At 61.4% G+C, this 20,544-nt stretch carries 21 protein-coding genes; 11 read left to right on the plus strand and 10 right to left on the minus strand.

Annotated features, from left to right (window positions below; all coding sequences use genetic code 11):
* The first annotated feature begins 16 nt into the window (after positions 1-16).
* Complete coding sequence (locus N8H74_RS25540; protein ID WP_262151242.1) at positions 17-886, plus strand: TauD/TfdA family dioxygenase; 870 nt, start codon at positions 17-19, stop codon at positions 884-886.
* A gap of 49 nt (positions 887-935) precedes the next feature.
* On the opposite strand, the gene N8H74_RS25545 is transcribed toward N8H74_RS25540, so the two are convergent.
* The 4 genes from N8H74_RS25545 to N8H74_RS25560 all read right to left on the minus strand — a co-directional run bounded on the left by N8H74_RS25545 (position 936) and on the right by N8H74_RS25560 (position 4,193).
* On the minus strand, positions 936-1,625 hold the full coding sequence (locus tag N8H74_RS25545) for a hypothetical protein (protein ID WP_262151244.1): 690 nt from the start codon (positions 1,623-1,625) through the stop codon (positions 936-938).
* Positions 1,594-2,634 (minus strand): GSCFA domain-containing protein, encoded by a 1,041-nt coding sequence (locus N8H74_RS25550; protein WP_262151246.1) that lies wholly within the window; start codon positions 2,632-2,634, stop codon positions 1,594-1,596. The genes N8H74_RS25545 and N8H74_RS25550 overlap by 32 nt, the downstream gene beginning before the upstream one ends.
* Before the next feature lie 38 nt (positions 2,635-2,672).
* Positions 2,673-3,188: a GNAT family N-acetyltransferase gene (locus N8H74_RS25555; RefSeq protein WP_262151248.1), complete on the minus strand. Its 516-nt coding sequence runs from the start codon at positions 3,186-3,188 to the stop codon at positions 2,673-2,675.
* Between the two features lie 114 nt (positions 3,189-3,302).
* Complete coding sequence (locus N8H74_RS25560) at positions 3,303-4,193, minus strand: LysR family transcriptional regulator (RefSeq protein WP_262151249.1); 891 nt, start codon at positions 4,191-4,193, stop codon at positions 3,303-3,305.
* Positions 4,194-4,334: 141 nt separating this feature from the next.
* Here N8H74_RS25560 and N8H74_RS25565 point away from each other — a divergent pair, with 141 nt between their 5' ends.
* Genes N8H74_RS25565 through catA form a run of 3 tightly spaced genes read left to right on the plus strand, consistent with a single transcriptional unit; the run spans position 4,335 to position 6,729 of the window.
* Positions 4,335-5,456: a muconate cycloisomerase family protein gene (locus N8H74_RS25565; protein WP_262151251.1), complete on the plus strand. Its 1,122-nt coding sequence runs from the start codon at positions 4,335-4,337 to the stop codon at positions 5,454-5,456.
* Between the two features lie 15 nt (positions 5,457-5,471).
* Entirely contained in the window at positions 5,472-5,762 is a 291-nt protein-coding gene (gene catC, locus N8H74_RS25570; RefSeq protein WP_217834150.1) for a muconolactone Delta-isomerase, read from the plus strand.
* 31 nt (positions 5,763-5,793) lie between these two features.
* The gene (gene catA, locus N8H74_RS25575; RefSeq protein WP_262151252.1) at positions 5,794-6,729 is read left to right on the plus strand and encodes a catechol 1,2-dioxygenase; all 936 of its coding nucleotides are present in this window, start codon (positions 5,794-5,796) and stop codon (positions 6,727-6,729) included.
* 206 nt (positions 6,730-6,935) lie between these two features.
* Here the strand turns inward: catA and N8H74_RS25580 are convergent, their stop codons facing one another.
* Together N8H74_RS25580 and N8H74_RS25585 are read right to left on the minus strand one after the other, a co-directional pair.
* Positions 6,936-8,174, minus strand: coding sequence for an acyl-CoA dehydrogenase family protein (locus N8H74_RS25580; RefSeq protein ID WP_262151253.1), 1,239 nt, complete (start codon positions 8,172-8,174; stop codon positions 6,936-6,938).
* Between the two features lie 31 nt (positions 8,175-8,205).
* Entirely contained in the window at positions 8,206-8,424 is a 219-nt protein-coding gene (locus tag N8H74_RS25585) for a hypothetical protein (protein ID WP_262151255.1), read from the minus strand.
* Positions 8,425-8,496: 72 nt separating this feature from the next.
* Between N8H74_RS25585 and sfnG the strand changes: the two genes are divergently transcribed.
* From sfnG to N8H74_RS25620, 7 genes are all read left to right on the plus strand, one after another.
* Positions 8,497-9,597: a dimethylsulfone monooxygenase SfnG gene (gene sfnG / locus N8H74_RS25590; RefSeq protein WP_262151257.1), complete on the plus strand. Its 1,101-nt coding sequence runs from the start codon at positions 8,497-8,499 to the stop codon at positions 9,595-9,597.
* A gap of 128 nt (positions 9,598-9,725) precedes the next feature.
* Entirely contained in the window at positions 9,726-10,811 is a 1,086-nt protein-coding gene (locus tag N8H74_RS25595) for an AMP-binding protein (protein WP_262151260.1), read from the plus strand.
* 13 nt (positions 10,812-10,824) lie between these two features.
* Positions 10,825-11,628 carry an ABC transporter ATP-binding protein gene (locus tag N8H74_RS25600; protein WP_262151262.1) on the plus strand — a complete coding sequence of 268 codons (804 nt, stop codon included), beginning with the start codon at positions 10,825-10,827 and terminating at the stop codon, positions 11,626-11,628.
* A gap of 3 nt (positions 11,629-11,631) precedes the next feature.
* Complete coding sequence (locus tag N8H74_RS25605; RefSeq protein ID WP_262151263.1) at positions 11,632-12,513, plus strand: branched-chain amino acid ABC transporter permease; 882 nt, start codon at positions 11,632-11,634, stop codon at positions 12,511-12,513.
* Positions 12,514-12,534: 21 nt separating this feature from the next.
* Positions 12,535-13,602: a branched-chain amino acid ABC transporter permease gene (locus N8H74_RS25610; protein WP_262151264.1), complete on the plus strand. Its 1,068-nt coding sequence runs from the start codon at positions 12,535-12,537 to the stop codon at positions 13,600-13,602.
* Between the two features lie 42 nt (positions 13,603-13,644).
* A complete protein-coding gene (locus N8H74_RS25615) occupies positions 13,645-14,976 on the plus strand; it encodes an ABC transporter substrate-binding protein (RefSeq protein WP_262151265.1) in 1,332 nt (443 codons plus the stop codon).
* 6 nt (positions 14,977-14,982) lie between these two features.
* On the plus strand, positions 14,983-15,774 hold the full coding sequence (locus N8H74_RS25620) for an ABC transporter ATP-binding protein (protein ID WP_262151267.1): 792 nt from the start codon (positions 14,983-14,985) through the stop codon (positions 15,772-15,774).
* Positions 15,775-15,844: 70 nt separating this feature from the next.
* On the opposite strand, the gene N8H74_RS25625 is transcribed toward N8H74_RS25620, so the two are convergent.
* The 4 genes from N8H74_RS25625 to N8H74_RS25640 are packed head-to-tail and all read right to left on the minus strand — an operon-like array spanning position 15,845 to position 20,467.
* Complete coding sequence (locus tag N8H74_RS25625) at positions 15,845-16,297, minus strand: response regulator (protein ID WP_092296368.1); 453 nt, start codon at positions 16,295-16,297, stop codon at positions 15,845-15,847.
* Complete coding sequence (locus N8H74_RS25630; protein ID WP_262151270.1) at positions 16,294-18,621, minus strand: ATP-binding protein; 2,328 nt, start codon at positions 18,619-18,621, stop codon at positions 16,294-16,296. The genes N8H74_RS25625 and N8H74_RS25630 overlap by 4 nt, the downstream gene beginning before the upstream one ends.
* Complete coding sequence (locus tag N8H74_RS25635; RefSeq protein ID WP_262151272.1) at positions 18,618-19,286, minus strand: response regulator transcription factor; 669 nt, start codon at positions 19,284-19,286, stop codon at positions 18,618-18,620. Before N8H74_RS25635 ends, N8H74_RS25630 begins: the two co-directional genes overlap by 4 nt.
* Positions 19,283-20,467: a sensor histidine kinase gene (locus N8H74_RS25640; protein ID WP_262151274.1), complete on the minus strand. Its 1,185-nt coding sequence runs from the start codon at positions 20,465-20,467 to the stop codon at positions 19,283-19,285. Before N8H74_RS25640 ends, N8H74_RS25635 begins: the two co-directional genes overlap by 4 nt.
* Between the last annotated feature and the right edge of the window lie 77 nt (positions 20,468-20,544).

Below are 20,544 nucleotides of genomic sequence, written 5' to 3' on the forward strand. Positions count from 1 at the left end.
AAAAAGGTGAGGGAACATGGATCAATTGGCACTCAAGGCAATCGAGCGCATCGCCGCAGAAAAGCGTACGCCGTACCAGCGCATTCGTGTTGAGCGGATCACGCCGATCATCGGCGCCGAAATCAGCGGCGTCGATCTTGCGCAGCCGCTGAATGACGAGCAACTCGCGGAAATCCGCCGGGCCTTTCTGGAGAATCATGTGTTGGTGTTTCGCGACCAGCATCTGACGGTGGACGAGCACAAGGCGTTTGGTCGGCTGTTCGGTGAGCTGCGCGCCTTGCCGGTGGAGGACATCGACGGCGATGACCCGGAGCTGGTGGTGATCCGCGCCAATGCCCAGTCGCGCTACGTCGCCGGCGAAACCTGGCACACCGACGGTACGGCGGACCTGGCGCCGTCCATGGGCTCGATGCTGTACGTCAAGGAAACCCCGGCCATCGGCACCGGCGGCGATACGCTGTTTGCCAACATGCACCTGGCGATCGAAATGCTCTCGCCGACGATGCAGCAGTTTCTCGGTGAGCTGACGGCGATCCACGATGGCGCGATTCCGTGGAAGGGCTATCAGGCGCCGGACAATCTGCCCAGAACCGAACATCCGGTGGTGATCCGCCACCCGGAAACCGGGCGCAAGTCGTTGTTCGTCAATTCCGGATTCACTTCGCACATCGTCCAGTTGTCCGAAGGCGAAAGTCAGGTGCTGCTGAACATGCTGTTCGATCTGGTCGCCCGGGAACCGGTGCTCAGTTGCCGCGTGCGCTGGGCGCCGAACACCCTGGTGTTCTGGGACAACCGCTGCACCCAGCATCACGCGGTCTGGGACTATTTCCCGCATTCGCGTTATGGCGAGCGGGTGACGATCCTGGGGACACAGCCCAAGGCTTGAGCCGCAACGCTCTCACATTGGAATGGGTTGCCCTTGTGAGAGCGGGCCTCTAGAGGCCGCGCCGGAGCAGTTGTTCGACGATCAACGCGCCAAACGCCAGATTGCCGTGCAGCGGATCATCCACTTCGCAGAACGCCGGTTGCTGAAAGCCGTGTTCATCGTTCGCCGCCGCGCGCACGTCGATCAACTCGACGCCGAGGCTGTTCAGACGCTCGATCAGCCGCCGCTGGGCGGCCATGAACACTTGCGGGTTGGAAAGCTCCGGCACCCGTTGTGGCGGCAGCACGGCGAACACCTTGAGGTTCAGCGCCAGCGCCTGTTCGTAGAAGGCCAGCGCGGGCCGGGACAGGGTATCGATGATGGATGCGAACAATGGCCCGGCGAAAAAACCTTCGTCGAACTCACCGTCCGGGGTCTGGTAACAGGTCCAGTTCGGCGCGGTGGCGAGGTAGTGCAGGCTCAGGCCCAAAGTACTCACCAGCGGCACCGCTACACGGGCCAGTTGTGGCACGGCGAACGGTTCGAGGGCCTGGCGATACAGGCGCTGCATCTCGGCATCCCGAAAGACCACGTCATGGTGGGTCAGGCTGAAGAAGTCGACCGCGAAATCCCGCCCGGTCCCCAGCGGACCGCCGCTGAAAGGCACCTGACGAGCCTGCGCCGCCTTGCCGATGACACCGGCATGGGAGTCGCCCAACAGCAGGAATCTAGGCGTAGTAGTCGAGTACGGCGTCTTCACAGACAAGATCCTCGCTGGACACGGAAGTGGAGGGCGCGCCGGCCGATGTTTGCACCGACTGCACGGCGTCGAGCCCGGCGAAAAACTGCCGCATGACGAACGCCACGCCATCCGGGGTGACTTCCCGTTGGTTGGGCTGGTAGAAGGCGCCTTTGAACGGCGTGCCGGTGATGATTTCGTAGGACGGGAAATAATCGACGTCGTTCAGGTCCTCGCAGAGTTGCCCGGCGACGGCGCGTAGCACCGATTTCGAGTAAGTGGTGGCGCTCAACGCATGTTGTCCGGTGGCGGTCGCGGTCAACGGCACCGGCGAAACGGTGAGCAGCAGACGCAGTTGCGGATTGACCGAACGCATCAGTTCCAGCGCTCTGGTCATCTCGCGATAGGTATCGAGAAAGCCGAAATTGCGAAACCGGTGAAGCTGCGGATCGAAGCTGCCGCGCACGGTGCCGGGACACACGGGATAAAGCAGGGCGGTCTGACGATGCTCCCAGGCTTCGGTCAGGCCGAGGGTGAACACGAACACCCTGGCGCGGGTGATGCCCGTGCGGATGGCTGCCAGGGTTGCCTCGCGGGATTCAAGCAACGCCTGCTCGCTGGCAAAACCTTCTGGTTCCACAGCCGGGCGGAACGGGTCATAAAAGCGTCCGTCGTGAGTCCAGATTTCGCTGGAGGGCGGGCACACACCCAACGCCCATTCGAGCCACTGGCGCAACATCGCGGGGGTGTACAGGTTGCCGGTACGGAAGGAAAATACGCCGTAGTTGCGGGCTTTCCAGTCGGCCTCCGGCAACCCGGCCGGGGCCGGTTCCGCGTCCAGCCAGTTCATCCCGCGTTCCACCAGCGCCCGGCCGATATGCTGGGCAAAACACGAGCCGGCGGTGACGATGGCGTCCTTGTTGCCGATCTCGAACTCTGGGGTCCAGAGTTCACTGATGTCCTGCGCGGATTTGTCGGCCACGGCCGTGCGCCAGAAGGCGCGGGGCGGCAGGCATTGATAGGGATTCACGACGAGAGGCCTCCTTGGCGGGTCGCGGAGAAAAAGGGTCAGCTGATTTGATAGCGGTAGATCAGGTCGTCAAACCATCGGTCGCCAATCTGATAGGCCTGCGGCACACGGCGTTCGAACACGAAGCCGCATTTCTCCAGAACCTTGCAGGACGCGATATTGCCGTCGGTCACGGTCGACTCCAGTGAGTCGAGTCCGATGGCCGCAGCATAGTCGATGATCGCCTGGCGCGACTCGGTGCCAAAGCCCTTGCCCTGATGTTCCGGCAACAGCAGACAACCCACCTCGGCATGCCCCGGCGACAGAATCCGCAAGCCGGTCACTCCCAGTTCCTGGCCGCTGGCCTTGTCGATCACCACCAGACACAACCAGTGATCCGACTGCGGCCCCCACGCCGGGAGCCGATGCTCGAAGCCTTTGCGAATCTGCTCCTCGGCAATTTCGCCGAACACATACTGCATGGTTTTCGGCTCGGAATGCAGCCTGAGAAACAGCGGCCAGTCGGCTTCGACCATCGTGCGCAGGTCGAGGCGTTCCGTGGTGAGTTCGAGCATCCGGTGCTCCTTGCAAGGGCAAAAGGGGAGAGGGTTTTTTACTGGGTATGGAGGCAAAGATCAATCAACGGCCCAGGCACCGGGCGCTGACTGGGCACAGCCTGTCTCTCGCCGTCAGCCCTCGCATGCCGTGCGCCGATCGGTCTTCTCAATCAGCGCCATGCACCTCTGAACGATCACGCTCATATCGCCAATCCGGCGGCTGATGATGATCGGGGACACCGCCTCAGGCTCGATGATCGGCACATAGTCGATGTCGGTGCGATGTTGCTGTTGCACCGAGGCCGGCACGATTGCGATTCCGATGCCGGCCGCCACCAGGCCGATCGCGGTTTGCAGTTCGTTGGTCCACTGTTCGACGCGAATCCCCAGCCCATGGTTGGCGAAGAGGGCGATGAGGTGGTCGGCGTAGCTGGGGCGAGGGTTGGCCGGGTAGAGGATGAACGATTCCTCGGCCAACGTGGCCAGCGATGCCGGCGCTCCACGCAATCGATGACCCGCCGGCAGCACGGCAACCAGCGGGTCTTCGGTGATGACGATCTGCTGGATGGCGGGGTCGTCGATCCGAATGCGTCCGAAACCGATATCGATTCTCCCGGCCTTCAACGCTTCGACCTGTTGCAGGGTGGTCATCTCGTTGAGGCCCAGTTCCAGTTCGGTGTCGAGCCGCAGTTCGCGGATCAGTTCGGGGAGGACGCCGTACAGGGTCGAGGGCGCGAAGCCGATACCAAGCCAGTGGCGCTGTCCCAGGCCGATGCGCCGGGTATTTTCGGCAATCCTGTTGAGTTGCAGCAGCAGACTGCCGCTCTGCTCGTAGAAAAAACGCCCGGCCTCGGTCAGGCGCAGCGGGCGTTCGCGCACCACCAGCGGGGTGCCCAGCAAATCTTCCAGTTGACTGATCTGGCGACTGAGCGGCGGCTGCGCCATGTGCAACTGCTCGGCGGCCCGCGTGAAGCTCAGTGTCTGCGCCAGCGCCTGAAAGTAACGCAGATGTCGAAGCTCCATCATACCTCCCGGGTATACAAGGATATTCAATCGATATTGGACGTAAACGGCCCTGCCACGCAATGCTTCAGGGGCCGAATAAATACAACAGCTCCCACGCGCCCCACGGCGGACGGAGCCATCAAGTCCTGGATGCCTGCAATGACACATGCTGTGATCGAACGCGTTGAGACCCTCATTGTCGATCTTCCGACCATTCGTCCGCACAAGCTGGCGATGCACACCATGCAGCGGCAGACCCTGGTCATCATCCGGGTGCGTTGCTCGGACGGTGTGGAAGGCATCGGCGAGTCCACCACCATCGGTGGCCTGGCCTACGGTTACGAAAGCCCGGAAAGCATCAAGCAAAACATCGACGCGCACCTGGCGCCTGCCTTGAAAGGTATGGAGGCGGGAAACATCAACGCCGCCATGCTGAAACTGGACAAGATCGCCAAGGGCAACACCTTCGCCAAGTCCGGCCTCGAAAGCGCGCTGCTGGATGCGCAGGGCAAGCGCCTGGGCCTGGCGGTCAGCGAACTGCTCGGCGGGCGTGTACGGGACAGCCTGGAAGTGGCCTGGACGCTGGCCTCCGGCGATACCGCCCGGGACATCGCCGAGGCCGAGCAGATGCTCGATATTCGTCGCCATCGAATCTTCAAACTGAAAATCGGCGCCAACCCTGTCGATCAGGATCTGGCGCACGTCATCGCCATCAAGAAAGCCCTGGGCGATCGCGCCAGTGTGCGCGTTGACGTCAATCAATACTGGAATGAGTCACAGGCGCTGCGGGCGTGCAGGATTCTCGGTGACAACGGCGTCGATCTCATCGAGCAGCCCATTGCCCGCACCAATCGTTCCGGCCAGGTGCGGCTGAATCAAAGCAGCCCGGCGCCGATCATGGCTGATGAGTCGATTGAAAGTGTCGAGGACGCGCTGAGTCTGGTCATCGACGGCGCTGCCAGCGTATTCGCCCTGAAGATCGCCAAGAACGGCGGGCCGCGTGCGGTGCTGCGTACCGCGCAGATTGCCGAGGCTGCGGGCGTGGCGTTGTACGGCGGCACCATGCTCGAAGGCGCCATTGGCACTCTGGCTTCGGCTCACGCCTTCATTACCCTCAATCAACTGACCTGGGCGACCGAGCTGTTCGGCCCGCTGCTGCTGACCGAGGAAATTGTCACCGAGCCGCCGGTCTACCGCGATTTCCAGCTTCATGTTCCGCGCACGCCCGGCCTGGGGCTGACGCTGGATGAAGAACGCCTGCGTCGTTTTGCTCGCCGCTGATCAAGGAGAAATCCCATGCTGTTTCACGTAAAAATGACCGTAAAACTTCCGTTGGACATGGACCCGGCGAAGGCCGCGCAGCTCAAGGCTGACGAGAAAGAACTGGCGCAGCGCCTGCAACGCGAAGGCACCTGGCGTCATCTGTGGCGCATCGCCGGGCATTACGCCAATTACAGCGTGTTCGATGTGCCGAGCGTCGAGGCACTGCATGACACCCTGATGCAATTGCCCCTGTTTCCGTACATGGACATCGAGGTCGATGGCCTTTGCCGCCATCCGTCCTCGATTCACGCGACTGATCGATAATGCGCCAACAAGAATAATGAGGTGATGACAAATGACCGTGAAGATTTCGCAAACGCCTGAGGTACAAACGTTCTTCCAGGAGGTGGCCGGTGTCGACAACGACCAGGGCAGTCCTCGTTTCAAACAGATCATTTTGCGCGTGTTGCAGGACGCGGCCCGACTGATTGAAGACCTGGAAATCACCGACGACGAGTTCTGGAAAGCGGTGGATTACCTCAACCGCATGGGCACCAATCAAGAGGCCGGGTTGCTGGTGGCGGGGCTGGGGATCGAGCATTTCCTCGATTTGCTCCAGGACGCGAAAGATGCCCAGGCAGGCCTGGCGGGTGGCACCCCGCGTACCATCGAAGGCCCGCTTTACGTGGCAGGTGCGCCGCTTTCGCAAGGCGAGGCGCGCATGGACGACGGCACCGATCCGGGCACGCCGATGTACCTGCATGGCCGGGTTTTCGATGAGCAGGGCAGCCCGTTGGCGGGCGCGGTGGTCGATGTGTGGCACGCCAGCACCCACGGCACTTATTCCTATTTCGACCCCAGCCAGTCGGCGTTCAATCTGCGTCGGCGCATCGTCACCGACGATCAGGGCCGCTATCGCGCCCGCAGTATCGTGCCGAGCGGCTACGGTTGCCCGCCAGGCGGCACGACGCAGGAAGTGCTCAATCATCTGGGACGTCACGGCCAGCGCCCGGCGCATATCCACTTCTTCATTTCCGCAGCGGGTCAGCGTCATTTGACGACGCAAATCAACTTCAACGGCGATGAGTACCTCTGGGATGATTTTGCCTACGCCACCCGCGACGGGCTGATCGGAACGCTCAACTTCGTTGATGACGCCGAGGCGGCGAAGGCCCGTGGGCTGGAAGGCAAGCGCTTCGCCGATCTGGAGTTCAACTTCCAGTTGCAGGCCGCGAAGAGCGCCGATTCAGAAGCCCGCAGCCAGCGTCCTCGGGCTTTGCAGGAAGGCTGAGCCAGAGCGAAAACGGCGGCAGGGAGAACAGACTTCTCCCTGGCGTCGGACATGCCCTCGCTGCCGGGTTCAATTGTTTCTGCGTGATAGCCCGCAGTGCAAGATGGTTTTCGATGCGCCGGTGGAGCACCTGTCGGCGTATATGGCTTCGTCTTGAGTGCTCCCGATGTCTGCCTTGATCGCCTCCAGGCAGTGTCTGTTACAGATCAGGCTTTGCCTTTGCCGCTGCCAATCTGCCAGACATACGGCGGCTCGGTGCCGTTGATGTGCCAGTCGCCGACGATCCGTGCCTTGTAGACCAGCGGGTTGTGCGAGGCCGCTGTCCGGGCATTGCGCCAGTGGCGATCCAGCGCCTTGCTGACGCTGACACCTGAGGCGCCCAGCGCGTTGAACAGGTCCGTGGCGGCGCTCAGAATCAGCTGCGAAACGATCACCTGCGCCTTGGCGGTTTCGATTTCGGCATCAATGTTGGCTGCCTTCTCGACCTGGGCATCATTGCCGAACCGTGCCACGTAGGCGCGTTGCAGGGGTTCGGCCGAACGCAGGGTAGCTGCCTGGGCCGCATACACCTGCGCGGCGATCTGGCCGACCACTTGCTGGATCTGTGCGTCCTCACTCACGCTACCGGCATTGCCATGGCTGAACACCCGCTTGCGGTCACGTACTTCCCGGGCAATATCACGCTCCACCGCGCGACCGATGCCGGCGAGCACGGCCAGCAGCACCAGTTGGTAAAACGCCGTCTGGTATTTGAAGCGCTCTTCGAACGGGATGACGTGTTCGGCCGGCAACGGCACATTGTCGTAAACCGAGGTGCCGCTGCCGGTGGTGCGCTGACCGAACCCATCCCAGTCATCGCTGTGACGCACGCCAGGGTGACGGGCGTCGACCACGGCGATGACGTCGGCGCCGGTGTCGGCTCGTTGCGCATAGACGTCGATCCAGTCGGCGAAAATGCTGCCGGTGCTGTAGTACTTGGTGCCGTTGAGCAACAGGCGATCACCTGTGCCAGTGACCTTGGTGATCACGTCGCCAAGCTTGACGCTGCCCACTTCCGTCCATCCGTTACCGACCAGGTCACCCTTCACGAAGCGCGCGAACCATTGATCGCGGTCGTCACTGGGCGGTGCGTTCAAGCGGTCTTCGACAAAAGCGAAATGCGCTCGCAGCGCCTGAACAATATTTGAATCGGCCTCGGCCAGCTCGATCAACAGTTCGAACAGCTGGCCAATGGAAGCCCCGGCGCCACCGTATTGCGTTGGCACCCGCACGGCACCGAAGCCGGCCTGTTTGAGCCAGGCAATCTGTTCGTGGGGCAGGGCGCGGGTTTTCTCGCGCTCGACAGTCCCGGCGCTGATCTCACGGAAAATGGGACGGAAGCGGTTGGCGAGCGTTTCGTAGTCGGTTCCCAGCGAAAGTGGGTTTGCTGCTGTCGTCTCAGTCATGGCGTGCTCCTGGGGGCGAATTGATCGGCGATCAGCCGAACGAACGGGTCCCATGCGCTGTTGCATACACCATGCCTGAACGTAACAGGCTGTTTTTAAAGCGTTTTGTTTTCGGATTCAGGATGTGGCTGTTGTCTGGCGAACAGTGGCTCAGCAGCTTGCCGACTATCCGTACAGCAACGGAATTCCCATGCTTTGAATAGCTTGTTGTTTTTATTGAAGTTATTGCGATGGCACGGTTGCTGCTCATGTCTCCTTGTGTTGTGCACCCTGTCGATCCGAATGCCGTGCCGTTCGGAACTTCCCATCCGAGGAGTTTCATATGAGTCAGCAACCCGTCAAGTTTGCCTACTGGGTCCCCAATGTAAGTGGGGGCCTTGTCGTCAGCAAAATCGAACAACGCACCAGTTGGACCATCGACTACAACCGCAAACTGGCTCAGCTCGCCGAACGTTCCGGATTCGAATATGCCTTGACGCAGATCCGTTTCACCGCCGGTTACGGTGCTGAATATCAGCATGAGTCAGTCGCGTTCAGTCACGCGTTGCTGGCGGCCACCGAAAAACTCAAGGTCATCGCCGCGATTCTGCCAGGGCCGTGGAACCCGGCACTGGCGGCCAAACAACTGGCAACCATCGATCAGCTCACCGCCGGGCGTGTGGCGGTGAATATCGTCAGCGGCTGGTTCAAGGGCGAGTTCACCGCGATCGGCGAACACTGGCTTGAGCACGACGAGCGTTATCGCCGTTCCGAAGAATTCATCCGTGCGCTCAAAGGCATCTGGACCACCGATAACTTCACCTTCAAAGGCGACTTCTATCGCTTTCATGATTACAACCTGCGGCCCAAGCCGATCCAGCAACCGCATCCGGAAATCTTCCAGGGCGGCAGCTCGCGTGCCGCGCGGGACATGGCGGCACGGGTGTCCGACTGGTATTTCACCAACGGCAATACCGTGGAAGGGATCAAGGCCCAGGTCGATGACATCCGTGCCAAGGCCGCTGCCAACGGGCATTCGGTGAAGGTCGGGGTCAACGCGTTCATCATCGCCCGTGACACCGAAGAAGAAGCCCATGCCGTGCTTGCCGAAATCATCGACAAGGCCGACCCGGAAGCCGTCAACGCCTTCGGTGATGCGGCCAGACAGGCGGGCAAGTCCAGTCCTGAAGGCGAGGGCAACTGGGCCAAGTCCACCTTCCAGGATCTGGTGCAGTACAACGATGGCTTCAAGACCAACCTGATCGGCACGCCACGGCAGATTGCCGAGCGCATCGTCGAACTCAAGTCCGTGGGGGTCGACCTGGTGCTGTCGGCGTTTCTGCACTTCCAGGAAGAGGTCGTGTATTTCGGCGAAAAAGTCCTGCCGCTGGTGCGCGAGCTGGAAGCCGTCGCCGTGGAACAGAAACTCGGTGTGCCGGCGTGAGGTTGCAAAGGATGTCGCGGGTCAGACTCGCGGCATCTCGTGGCTAGCAGTGGTTGGATGAGCCGGCAAGGAATGCAGGGTCGCTGATCAGGTTGCATTTTCTGTTCCTTTAACCGTGGACGTTCAACATGACCCACTCGCTGGCCGACGCTTTATTGCAGCAGGCGAACAATCGTGGTGCGCAGATTGCCCTGCGCTACAAACGACTCGGCATCTGGCAGGCACGCACCTGGCGCGAGCTGGCAGATGATGTGCAGCGTCTGGCGACGGCCTTGCGCGAGCAAGGTTTTGCTTCGACGCAGACACTGGTGATTGTCAGCGAGGCGAAGGCTGAAGCCTTGTTGATGGCATTGGCCGCGCAATGGCTGGGCGGGAGCGTCAGCCTGCTTGATCCGGCTACGGATAGTCGTCAATGGCTGCTCACGCAAACGCCTGAATGGGTATTTGCCCAAGGACTGAATGAAGTGTTGCAAGTGCAGCAGACTGCACCTGTTCGGCTGATCTACCTGGACAAACGCGGCCTGAGCGATGGCTGCATTCCGGGGCTGATCGCCTACGAGCAATTGCTCGGCGCTGTTGCCGGCGAATCTGTGCAGCCGGTTGCCCGAGGGATAAGGCCCGCATTTATTTTGCCATCGCCCCAGGGCCAGCGTGATGTGCAATTGACTGACGCTGATCTGTTGTTCGACGCGCGGCGACTGGTGGCCCGGGAACATCTCACGAACCGGGATCAGGCCCTGGCTGCTCGAGTGTTTGCCGCCGGCGGACAGGCTCGCTATCTGCTGGCGCCGTGGCTGGTGGCCGGTTTTTGCCTGAACTTTCCCGAGGCACTGAGCACTCGCGATAGCGACCGACGTGAGCTCGGCCCGACCTTGGTGCTGGGCACTCGTGAGTCCTACGCACGTCTTGAAGGCTGGGCCAGAGAGCGTTTGCCGCCGGCGGGCAGTTTCAGCCATCGGCTTTACCAATGGGCGATGCAACCCGGACCACGATTGTTGCGCCGCGCACTCGGTTATTGGCTGATACGCCGCCCGCTGCGCGATGTGCTGGGCATGAGTCGCTTGAGTACAGCGTTGCTGGTGGGGGATTCACTGACGCCACAGAGCGCCGTGTTCTATGCGGCCCTGGGTATACATCCTCAGCCATTGCGCAACGATGAAAATATTGAAGTGCAGGCCGAGCCGGCGATCACTCTCATTCCCCAATCTGCCTGACGGGCCATGATCCATGACAGCAGTCGCTCCTGTGCCGTTATTGACGCTTGACGATATTTCTCTGTCGTTCAAGGGCGTCAAAGCCGTTACCTCGATCAGCTTTGCAGTGGCCACCGGGGAAATCTGCGCCCTGATCGGCCCCAATGGCGCCGGTAAAAGTTCGTTGCTCAACGTCATCAATGGCGTCTACCAAGCGCAAAGCGGCTCGATTACCTACGCGGGCCAAACACGACACCATATGCGTCCGCATCAGGCCGCTGAAGGAGGCATCGCCCGTACCTTCCAGAACATTGCGTTGTTCAAAGGCATGAGCGTGCTCGACAACGTGCTCACCGGTCGCAATCTCAAACGCCGCAGCACCTGGCTCGAGCAGATGCTGCGCATCGGGCGGGCAGGGGCGGAAGATGACGAGCAACGCGAACATGCCGAACGGGTGATCGAATTCTTGCGCATTCATCCGTGGCGCCACGCCTTGGTCGGCAAGCTGTCCTATGGCTTGCAAAAGCGCGTCGAACTGGCTCGGGCATTGGCGGCCGAACCGCGATTGCTCTTGCTGGACGAGCCGATGGCAGGCATGAACGCGCAGGAAAAACTGGAAATGAGCCAGTTCATCCGCGATATCAACCGTGAGTTGGGCACCACCGTGGTTCTGATCGAACACGACATCGGCGTGGTGATGGGCCTGAGCGATCACGTCGTGGTACTCGACTACGGCCGCAAGATCGGCGATGGCACACCGGAGCAAGTGCGCAACAACCCTGAGGTGATTGCCGCCTACCTTGGCACCCGCCGTTCGCAGCCTGCCCGGAGTCAATGAGTGATGGAGTTCTTCTTTGAGGTATTGATTGGTGGCCTGTTGGCCGGAGTCATGTACTCGCTGGTCGCGATCGGATTCGTCCTGATCTACAAGGCTTCGGGCGTGTTCAATTTTGCCCAGGGCGCGATGGTGCTGTTCGCCGCGCTGACTTTTGTCAGCCTGCTCGAGCGCGGTTTGCCGTTCTGGGGGGCGTTCCTTGTGACCCTGACGAGCATGGTTGTGCTGGCCCTGCTGATCGAAAGAGCCGTGTTGCGGCCGCTGGTCAACCGCCCGCCGATCATTTTGTTCATGGCCACGCTGGGCCTGTCGTACATGATCGAAGGTCTGGCTCAGGCGCTATGGGGCGCGCAGGTACACGGCCTGGAGCTGGGCATACCCGATGAGCCGCTGGAAATCCACGGCATGTTGATATCGCAGTTCGATCTGTTTGCCGCAGGCACTGCCGCATTGCTGGTGATTGTCCTCTCGTTTTTGTTCAACCGCACACGCATCGGCTTGTCTCTGCGCGCGGTGGCAGATGATCCGTTGGCATCGCTGGCCGTCGGCATTCGTTTGCCTCGAATCTGGGCGGTGGTCTGGGCGGCGGCGGGTTTCGTCGGCCTGGTAGCGGGACTGCTCTGGGGCGCACGACTCGGGGTCCAGTTTTCCCTGTCGCTGGTGGTGCTCAAAGCACTGCCCGTGTTGATCATTGGCGGTTTTTCTTCGATCGGAGGAGCGATCGTTGGCGGCCTGATCATCGGCGCGGCGGAAAAGATTGCCGAAATCTACCTCGGTCCGATCATCGGCAGCGGTATCGAAAACTGGGTGCCGTATGTGCTGGCGCTGTTGTTCCTGCTGGTTCGTCCTGCCGGCCTGTTTGGCGAGCGGGCCATCGAGCGCGTCTGACTTTCAACAAGGATCATTTCAATGCTTTATCAAGAAGCCGGACAACTCGCCACGCATTACGCAGCCGAGCGTCGAATCTTTCGTTTGCGCCAGGACCGGATCGGCTTGTTGCTGTTGTTGGCGTTTGCCTTCGTCGGCGTGCCTTGGCTGGGCAACGATTATTGGTTCAGTGCGATTCTGATTCCTTTCATGGTGCTCTCCCTGGCCGGACTGGGCCTGAACCTGTTGACCGGTTTTGCCGGGCAGCTATCACTGGGCTCGGCGGCGTTCATGGCCGTGGGCGCGTTCGCTGCCTACAACTTGCAGTTGCGGGTGGCGGGCATGCCGTTGCTGCTGAGCTTTGCCTTGGGCGGCGTCATAGCGGGGCTGGTTGCACTGGTCTTTGGCTTGCCGAGTTTGCGCATCAAGGGTTTCTATCTCCTGGTCTCGACCCTGGCTGCGCAGTTCGTGGTGGAGTGGGTACTGACCAGGTTCAGTTGGTTCACCAATGACAACGCCTCAGGAGTGATTACTTCGCCGCCACTGATTATCGCAGGGGTGGACTTCAGTTCGCCGCAAGGTCGCTATCTGCTGACCCTCGGACTCTTGGTGCTGTTGTTCTGGCTCGGCAAAAATCTGGTACGCAGCGAGTTGGGGCGCAACTGGATGGCGGTGCGCGACATGGACACCGCCGCTGCGGTGATCGGCATCCGCCTGCTCAAGGCCAAGTTGCTGGCTTTCGCCATCAGTGGCTTCTATCTGGGGATTGCCGGCTCATTGTGGGCCTTCGCTTATCTGGGCACCGTCGAACCCCACGGTTTCGATCTGAGCCGTTCGTTTCAAGTGCTGTTCATCATCATTATTGGCGGGCTGGGCAGTGTGCTGGGCAACTTTCTCGGCGCCGCCTTTATCGTCCTGTTCCCCATCCTGCTGGGCAATCTCAGTGCGCTGCTACCGGTTGGCGTGATCGATTCCGGACAGCTGGAAAACCTCCAGAAAGTGCTTTTTGGCGCTTTGATCATTGTCTTTCTGATCAAAGAGCCGGAAGGCCTGGCGCGGTTGTGGCAGCGCTTTCGGCTGCGGCTGCGCATATGGCCTTTGCGTTACTGACTCATCCCTTTAAACACTTCGTAATCATCAAGGAGTTTGCCTATGAACCACCGAACTTCCCTGCGACGCGTGGCGCTTGCTCTGGCGTTGCTGGGTTCAGGCCTTGCGTCCGCCGTGCAGGCGGCCAACGAGCAATATTTCCCGTTGCAGAGTTATCGGGTCGGGCCTTACGCCGCCGGTGGGACCGGTTTCTTTGGAGGGTTCATCGATTACATGCAGTACGTCAATGCCAATGGCGGAGTCAACGGGGTCAAGCTGACCTGGTCGGAGTGCGAAACCGAGTACGTGGTAGAGAAGGGTGTCGAGTGCTACGAGCGTCTGAAGGGCGGATTGAATGGAGCCCCAGCCGCTGCCACCAATCCGCTTTCGGTCGGCATTGCCTATGCAACGCTGGAGCGTTCCACCGCCGACAAGCTGCCGCTGATCACCATCAATCACGGGCGCACCGACTCCACTGACGGCAGCGTGTTTCCGTATGTCTTTCCGTTGCAGCTCAACCCGTATTCCGAAGTGTCGGCCATCGTCAATTACATAGGTCAGCGTGACGGCGGCATTGCGACGCTCAAGGGCAAGAAGATCGCTGTGCTTTATCACGGCTCGCCTTACGGCAAGGAAACCAACAGCGTGCTGGAAACCCTGGCCAAAAACTACGGCTTCGAGTTGACGACGCTCGAGGTGCCGCATCCCGGCAACGAGCAGCAATCGCAGTGGCTGAATATCCGTCGCCTGAAACCGGACTGGGTGATTCTGCGCGGCTGGGGGGTGATGAATCCGGTGGCGCTCAAGTCGGCGCAAAAAGTCGGTTATCCGGTCGATCACATCATCGGCAATATCTGGAGCAACTCCGAAGAAGACGTGATCCCGGCCGGTGCTGCCGCCAAGGGGTTTATCTCGATCACCACGCACCCGTCGGGTACGGACTTTCCGGTGCTCAAAGGCATTCAGAAGGATGTTCTCGACAAAGGCCAGGGCAATCTTGCCGACGCCAAGCGTTTTGGCACCGTGTATTACAACCTCGGTGTAGTGAACGGCATTCTCAACGTCGAAGCGCTACGCATCGCCCAGGCAAAGTTTGGTGAAAAGCCGTTGACCGGTGAGCAGGTACGCTGGGGGTTCGAACATCTGGATCTGGACGACGCACGCCTGCAAGCGCTAGGCGCCAAGGGGTTGGTGCAGCCCTTGAAACTGTCGTGCGCCGATCATGAAGGTGGTGGTGCCGTGCGCTTCCAGCAATGGGATGGTCAGCGTTGGAATCTGATCAGCGACTGGGTGCAGGCCGATCGTGGCTTGTTGCGGCCGATAATCGAAGCATCGGCGGCGCAGTACGCCAAGGAAAAGGGCATCACGCCCCGCGATTGCAGCAAGGAGCAATAAGTATCCATGAGCCAGACCCCGCGCGAGCACTTGTCGACACCGGTGATATTGTCGGTAGAACAAGTCGAGGTATTTTACGAGCAAGCCATTCTCGCCCTGCGCGGTGTCAGCCTGCAGGTTGGCGAAGGCCAGTTCGTGGCGCTGCTGGGCGCCAACGGTGCAGGCAAGAGCACTACGCTCAAGGCCATTTCCAGCCTGATCCGCGCCGAACGGGGTGACGTCGTTACCGGGCAGATTCATTATCTGAGGCAGTCGATCACCCGCTCCGATCCGGCGACACTGGTGCGAGCCGGGCTGGCACAAGTGCTGGAGGGGCGACATTGTTTCAGTCACCTGAGCGTCGAGCAGAACCTGTTGATAGGCGCGTTCATCTCCAGGCCGTCTCGCGCCGAACTCAAAGTCAGACTGGAAAGGGTCTACGGCTACTTTCCCAGGCTGCGGTTACTGCGCAAGCGCCTGACCGGTTACACCTCGGGAGGCGAGCAACAGATGGTGGCCATCGGACGCGCGCTGATGTCCGCCCCGCGACTGTTATTGCTGGATGAACCGTCAATGGGCCTTGCGCCGCAGGTGGTCGAGGAAATTTTCGACATTCTGGCTCGACTCAATCGTGATGAACACTTGAGCCTGCTGGTCGCTGAGCAGAACATCAATCTGGCCCTGGACTACGCGCATTTTGCCTATGTGCTGGAAAACGGCCAAGTCGTCGACTCTGGCCCGGTCGCTGAGCTCGCCGGGCGCGAGGAGATTCAGAACTATTACCTTGGGGCACTTGGCGTATCAGAGTGCATGCATTGATTGAACCGTGAACGTCCACAAGTCGGGCAACGGGTTTCGCAGGTTCCGGACATCACTCGGCTAGTGTCGCTTACTCTCGATGCCGACGCAGCAGTTCGATCTGTTCTGCCGGCACCTGTTGGCGCAAGGCTTTGTACAGGGCACGGGTTTCCAGCAGGTTCCAGATCCGCAGCAGGGTTTCCAGGGCATCCAGCGGTTTGCTGATGAAGTCACGGGCGCCCAGCGCCAGTGCGCGCAGGCGGGTGTCGCGCGTGGCGTCGGCGGTCAGCACCAGAATCGGCAGGTAATCGTTTGCCGGGATTCGTCGGTTGAGCTGTTCGAGTACCGCGAAACCGTCGAACTCGGGCATGTGCAGGTCGAGGATCACCAGGTCCGGTTCGAAGCTGTTGAACAGGTCGAGTGTTCGCAGTGGCTGAGTGCTGCTCAAGACGTTGTGCAGACCTTCGCGAGCCAGCAACTGCTCCATCAGATCGAGGTTGGGGCGCTGGTCATCGATGATCAGGATGCGCAAATCGTGGTTCATGCAGGCTCCGGTAAGTGCTGCTCAAGATGGGCGAGAAACGCCGGAATATGAATGGGTTTGGTCAGGATCGCTGTCGCACCGGCCCGGAGCAAATCGCGGTGGGTCAGAGCGTTGGCGTCGGCGGTGATCATCAGCACCGGGGTGTCGGCGGTGGCGGCCGATTCACGCAGTCGACGCAGCACATGAAGGCCATCCAGGTCCGGCAGGTTGGCGTCGAGCAGAATCAACTGTGGCCCATGTTGGCGCGCCAGATCCAGACCCATCTGGCCTTGCATGCTCGACAGCAGGCGAATCCCCGGACGGCGTTGCAGCAAGGTTTCGATCAGCGCCAGGCTCGACAGATTGTCTTCGATGCACAACACCTGAGCGCGATATTCCACGGGGTCAACGCGCGGCGGTTGCACGGGCTCCGGCAGCTGCGGCGCCGGAGGCGCATCGGTTGCCGCGACCTGCGCAAAAGGCAATTGCAGGGTAAAGCAGCAGCCCTGGCCCGGTGTGCTGTGCACCCGCAGGCTGCCATCCATCATTTCCAGCAGATTCTTGCTCAGCGCCAGACCCAGGCCGGTGCCTTCCACACGCGGATCGGCGCCCAGACGCTCGAAGGGGCGGAACAACTGATCCAGGCGATCCAGTGGAATGCCCAGGCCGGTGTCACTGACGGCCACCTCAAGGCGGTTGTCGATGCGTTGCACCGAGATTCGCACCTGCCCCTGAGGCCGGTTGTATTTGATGGCGTTGGACAACAGATTGAGCAATACCTGAATCAACCGCTGGCGGTCGGCAACCACTCCGCAGTGTTCGTTCAGCGTGGGCAGGGCGGCCAAATGGATGCCGGCGTCGTTGGCCATCGGCGAAACCAGGGTCAGGACTTCTTGCAGGATCGCCCCCAACGCAATCGGTTCGACGTTCAGCGGCTGGTGCCCGGCCTCGATGCGGGCGATGTCCAGCACCTCATTGATGAGGGTCAACAGATGCCGGCCGGCGCGCAGGATATGGCCGACCTGTGGGCTTTGCCCGTTGGGTGAGTCCATTTCCAGCAACTGGGCAAAACCGAGGATGGAGTTGAGCGGAGTACGCAGTTCGTGGCTCATGCGCGAGAGGAATTCGCTTTTGGCGCGGCTGGCGCTTTCGGCTTCTTCGCGGGCGGTGCGCAGGGCAATTTCCGCGACGCGTCGGTCAGTGATGTCGCGAGTGATTTTGGAAAAACCACGCAGCGCGCCGCTGGCATCGTATTGCGCGGTGATCACCACGCTGGCCCAGAAGCGGCTGCCATCCTTGCGGCAGCGCCAGGCTTCTTCCATGTAATGACCGTTGCGGGTGGCTTCGCGCAGGGCCATGTCCGGGTGCGCCGGGCATTCTTCCGGCAGGTAGAACAGCGAGAAGTGGCGGCCGATGATTTCCTGCTCGCTGTAGCCCTTGATGCGCTCGGCGCCGCCGTTCCAACTGGTCACCCGGCCCGTGGTGTCGAGCGCGAAAATCCCGTAGTCCTTGACCCCGTCGATGATCAGTCGCAGGCGTTCCTCATTGTCGCGCAAGGCCCGCTCGCGTTCGGCCAGCAATTGCCCGGCTTCTACCAGCCGGGTGCCCAACTGGCCGATTTCATCCTTCTCAGGCGCCTGGGGGCGCAACGGTTGACCGAGTGCCAGGCGCTGGGCATTGCGCTGAACCTGCTGCACCCGGGCGACGATCCCCTTGGACAGGAACAGCACCGCGACAATCGCCCCGAACAGGCCGCAGACCGCTGCCAGCAGCGTGGCCATCAACAGACGCATGCGCGTGGCAGAGGCCGCCGCACTGCGCTCGGCCAGCAAGCCGTCTTCACGGATGCGCATGGCGCTGATCTGCTCGCGCAATACATCCAGCACCTGCTTGTTTTCGATCAGGATCGCCGTGATGTTTGCCCGGTCGCCGGGCTGACTGTTGCGCAGGGCGACCAGCCCGTCCAGCTTGTCGGCGATCAGCGGGGTGATGGTCAGCAGGTGCTCGCGCATTTGTGTGTCGCGGATATTTTTGTCCAGCCGCTGCAGTGCGTCCTGGATCAGCGGACGAGCCTGTTCGTAGCCGGGCAGAAAGTCCTCGCGCCGGGTCAGCAGGTAGCCACGCACACTGGCCGCCGCTTCGGCGAGCAGGGTGTGTACGGTCTGGATGTCGCCCTGTACCAGCAGCACCCGGCGTACATCTTCTTCGGCGCGGGCGGTCTGGCGTTCGGTGATGTAGATCAGCACCAACGACAACAGGAGAATCACCAGCGGCAGGGAAATCACCACCAACGCCTTGCCCCGCAGCGGCAGATCGACCCAATGCCGAAGGGCCGCAAACCTCATGACCACTCTCCCGCCGGTTGCGCGACCAACCCCAAAGCGATGCCGCGTACGGCGGCCTGGGTGCGGTCCGCCGCACCGAGTTTGCCGATCACCCGTTCGACATGGACCTTGGCGGTCCCGGTGGTGATGCCGAGCTTTTCACCGATCTCCCGGTTACTGAAACCACCGGCCACCAGCCCCAGAACCTGGCGCTCCCGAGTGGTCAGGGCGGTGACCGGGGCGCTGGCGCCAGTGTTGCGCTCGGCGATCCGTCGCAACAGACGCGCGCTGACGGCACTGTTCAGCGCTTCTTCGCCTCGGGCAACCCGTTGCAGGGCGTCGACCACCTCGGCGCGGCTGGCATCCTTGAGCAGGTAGCCGACGGCACCGGCGGCAATGGCCGCCTCCAGGTGATCGGGACTGTCGTCCATGGTGAAGATCACCACCTTGATTGCCGGCTGCCGTTGCTGCAACAGGCGTGCGGCGCCCAGACCATTGAGCAGCGGCATGCGGATGTCGAGGATTGCAATGTCAGGTTGCAGGCGTTCGCACAGGTCGAGCGCTTCCTGGCCGTCGCGGGCCTGACCCACGACCTCGAACTCCGGATGACCGGCCAGCAGCGCGACAAAACCGGTACGCGTGACTTCATGATCGTCCGCAAGGACCAGACGCAGGACAGGGTTCATCGGCTTTCCTCGGCAGTGGGCAGCGGTACGCGGGCATGCAGGCGGGTGCCACCTTCAGGGACGTTGTGCCAGGACAACTCGCCCCCCAGCAGACTGGCGCGCTCCTGCATCGCCGCGAGCCCCAGATGATGGTTGTCACCGCCGGGAAATGGAGTATCCGGCGCGAAGCCACGGCCATTGTCCTGCAGGGATAACGAGGCCTGGCCGTCTGTCAGTTGCAGGCTCAGCAGGGCGCGGCTGGCGTGAGCGTGCTTGAGCATGTTGTTGATACCTTCCTGGGCGATGCGGAACAGGGCGATTTCGCAGGCTCCCGGCAGGCGTGCGCTGGACTGCTGCTGCCAGAACACCTCGATGCCGGCGTCGCGCAGGCGATCAGCTTCCTTGTCGATTGCCTTGAACAGGCCAAAGTCATCCAGCACGCCGGGCCGCAGGCCGCCGATCAACTGCCGACCTTCACCCACGCACGCCTGGGCGAGGTTGAGGATGGCCTGCAATTCGCTTTGCAGAGGCTGCGGCAGCGTCGGGCAGCGTCCGGCAAAACCCTGCAGGCGCTGATGCAGACCGGCCTGAGTCTGTGCCAGACCGTCGTGCAGGTCATACGCCACACGCTTGCGTTCATCCTCCTGAGCCGTGAACAAACGGTGTACCAGCTCCGACATGGTGCGCTCCCGGGCCTGCAGGGCTTCGAGCAGGCGATGGTTTTCCAGGTGGGCTGTCAGCAGGGTCGCCAGCAGTTGCAGGGACTCCATGTCTTCGCGGTCGGGGCCGGTCAGGGCCACGCTGTTGGCCAGCAGCAGAACGCCGAACGGTTGTCCGTCTGCCCCCGGCAGCGGAATGCGCAGCACTTGAGGCAAGGAAGCGTCTGTCTGCGGCAACCACTCAGGGTGCAGGGTCGAAACCCGGGCGAGGCCATAAAGCGCTGCCAGGCGTTCGCTATTGCCATGTTCCGCCGTGGCTCGCGGGGCTTGGGTTGCGCTCCATTCCAGCAGTAACCCTTGGTCCATTGCCATAAAGGCGCAGGCTCGCTGCAAGGCGCGCTGGCGCATGGCCGAGGGGCGCAGCTGGGTCAGCTCCTGGCCGGTATCCACCAGCAGCCGCAAGCGTGCCGCGCGGCTTTGCGACTGACGATACTGGCTGCGAATGGCCAGGGCACTGCCGGGATCATGGGGTGGGGTGGACATGGATGATGCTCCGGCGTAGAGAGCGAACGCTCATGAGAGAAGGCGTATTAGACCCGGTTGAGGGGGAGGGGCCTATC

This window comes from Pseudomonas sp. B2M1-30, from assembly GCF_025447575.1.
GTDB lineage: Bacteria > Pseudomonadota > Gammaproteobacteria > Pseudomonadales > Pseudomonadaceae > Aquipseudomonas > Aquipseudomonas botevensis.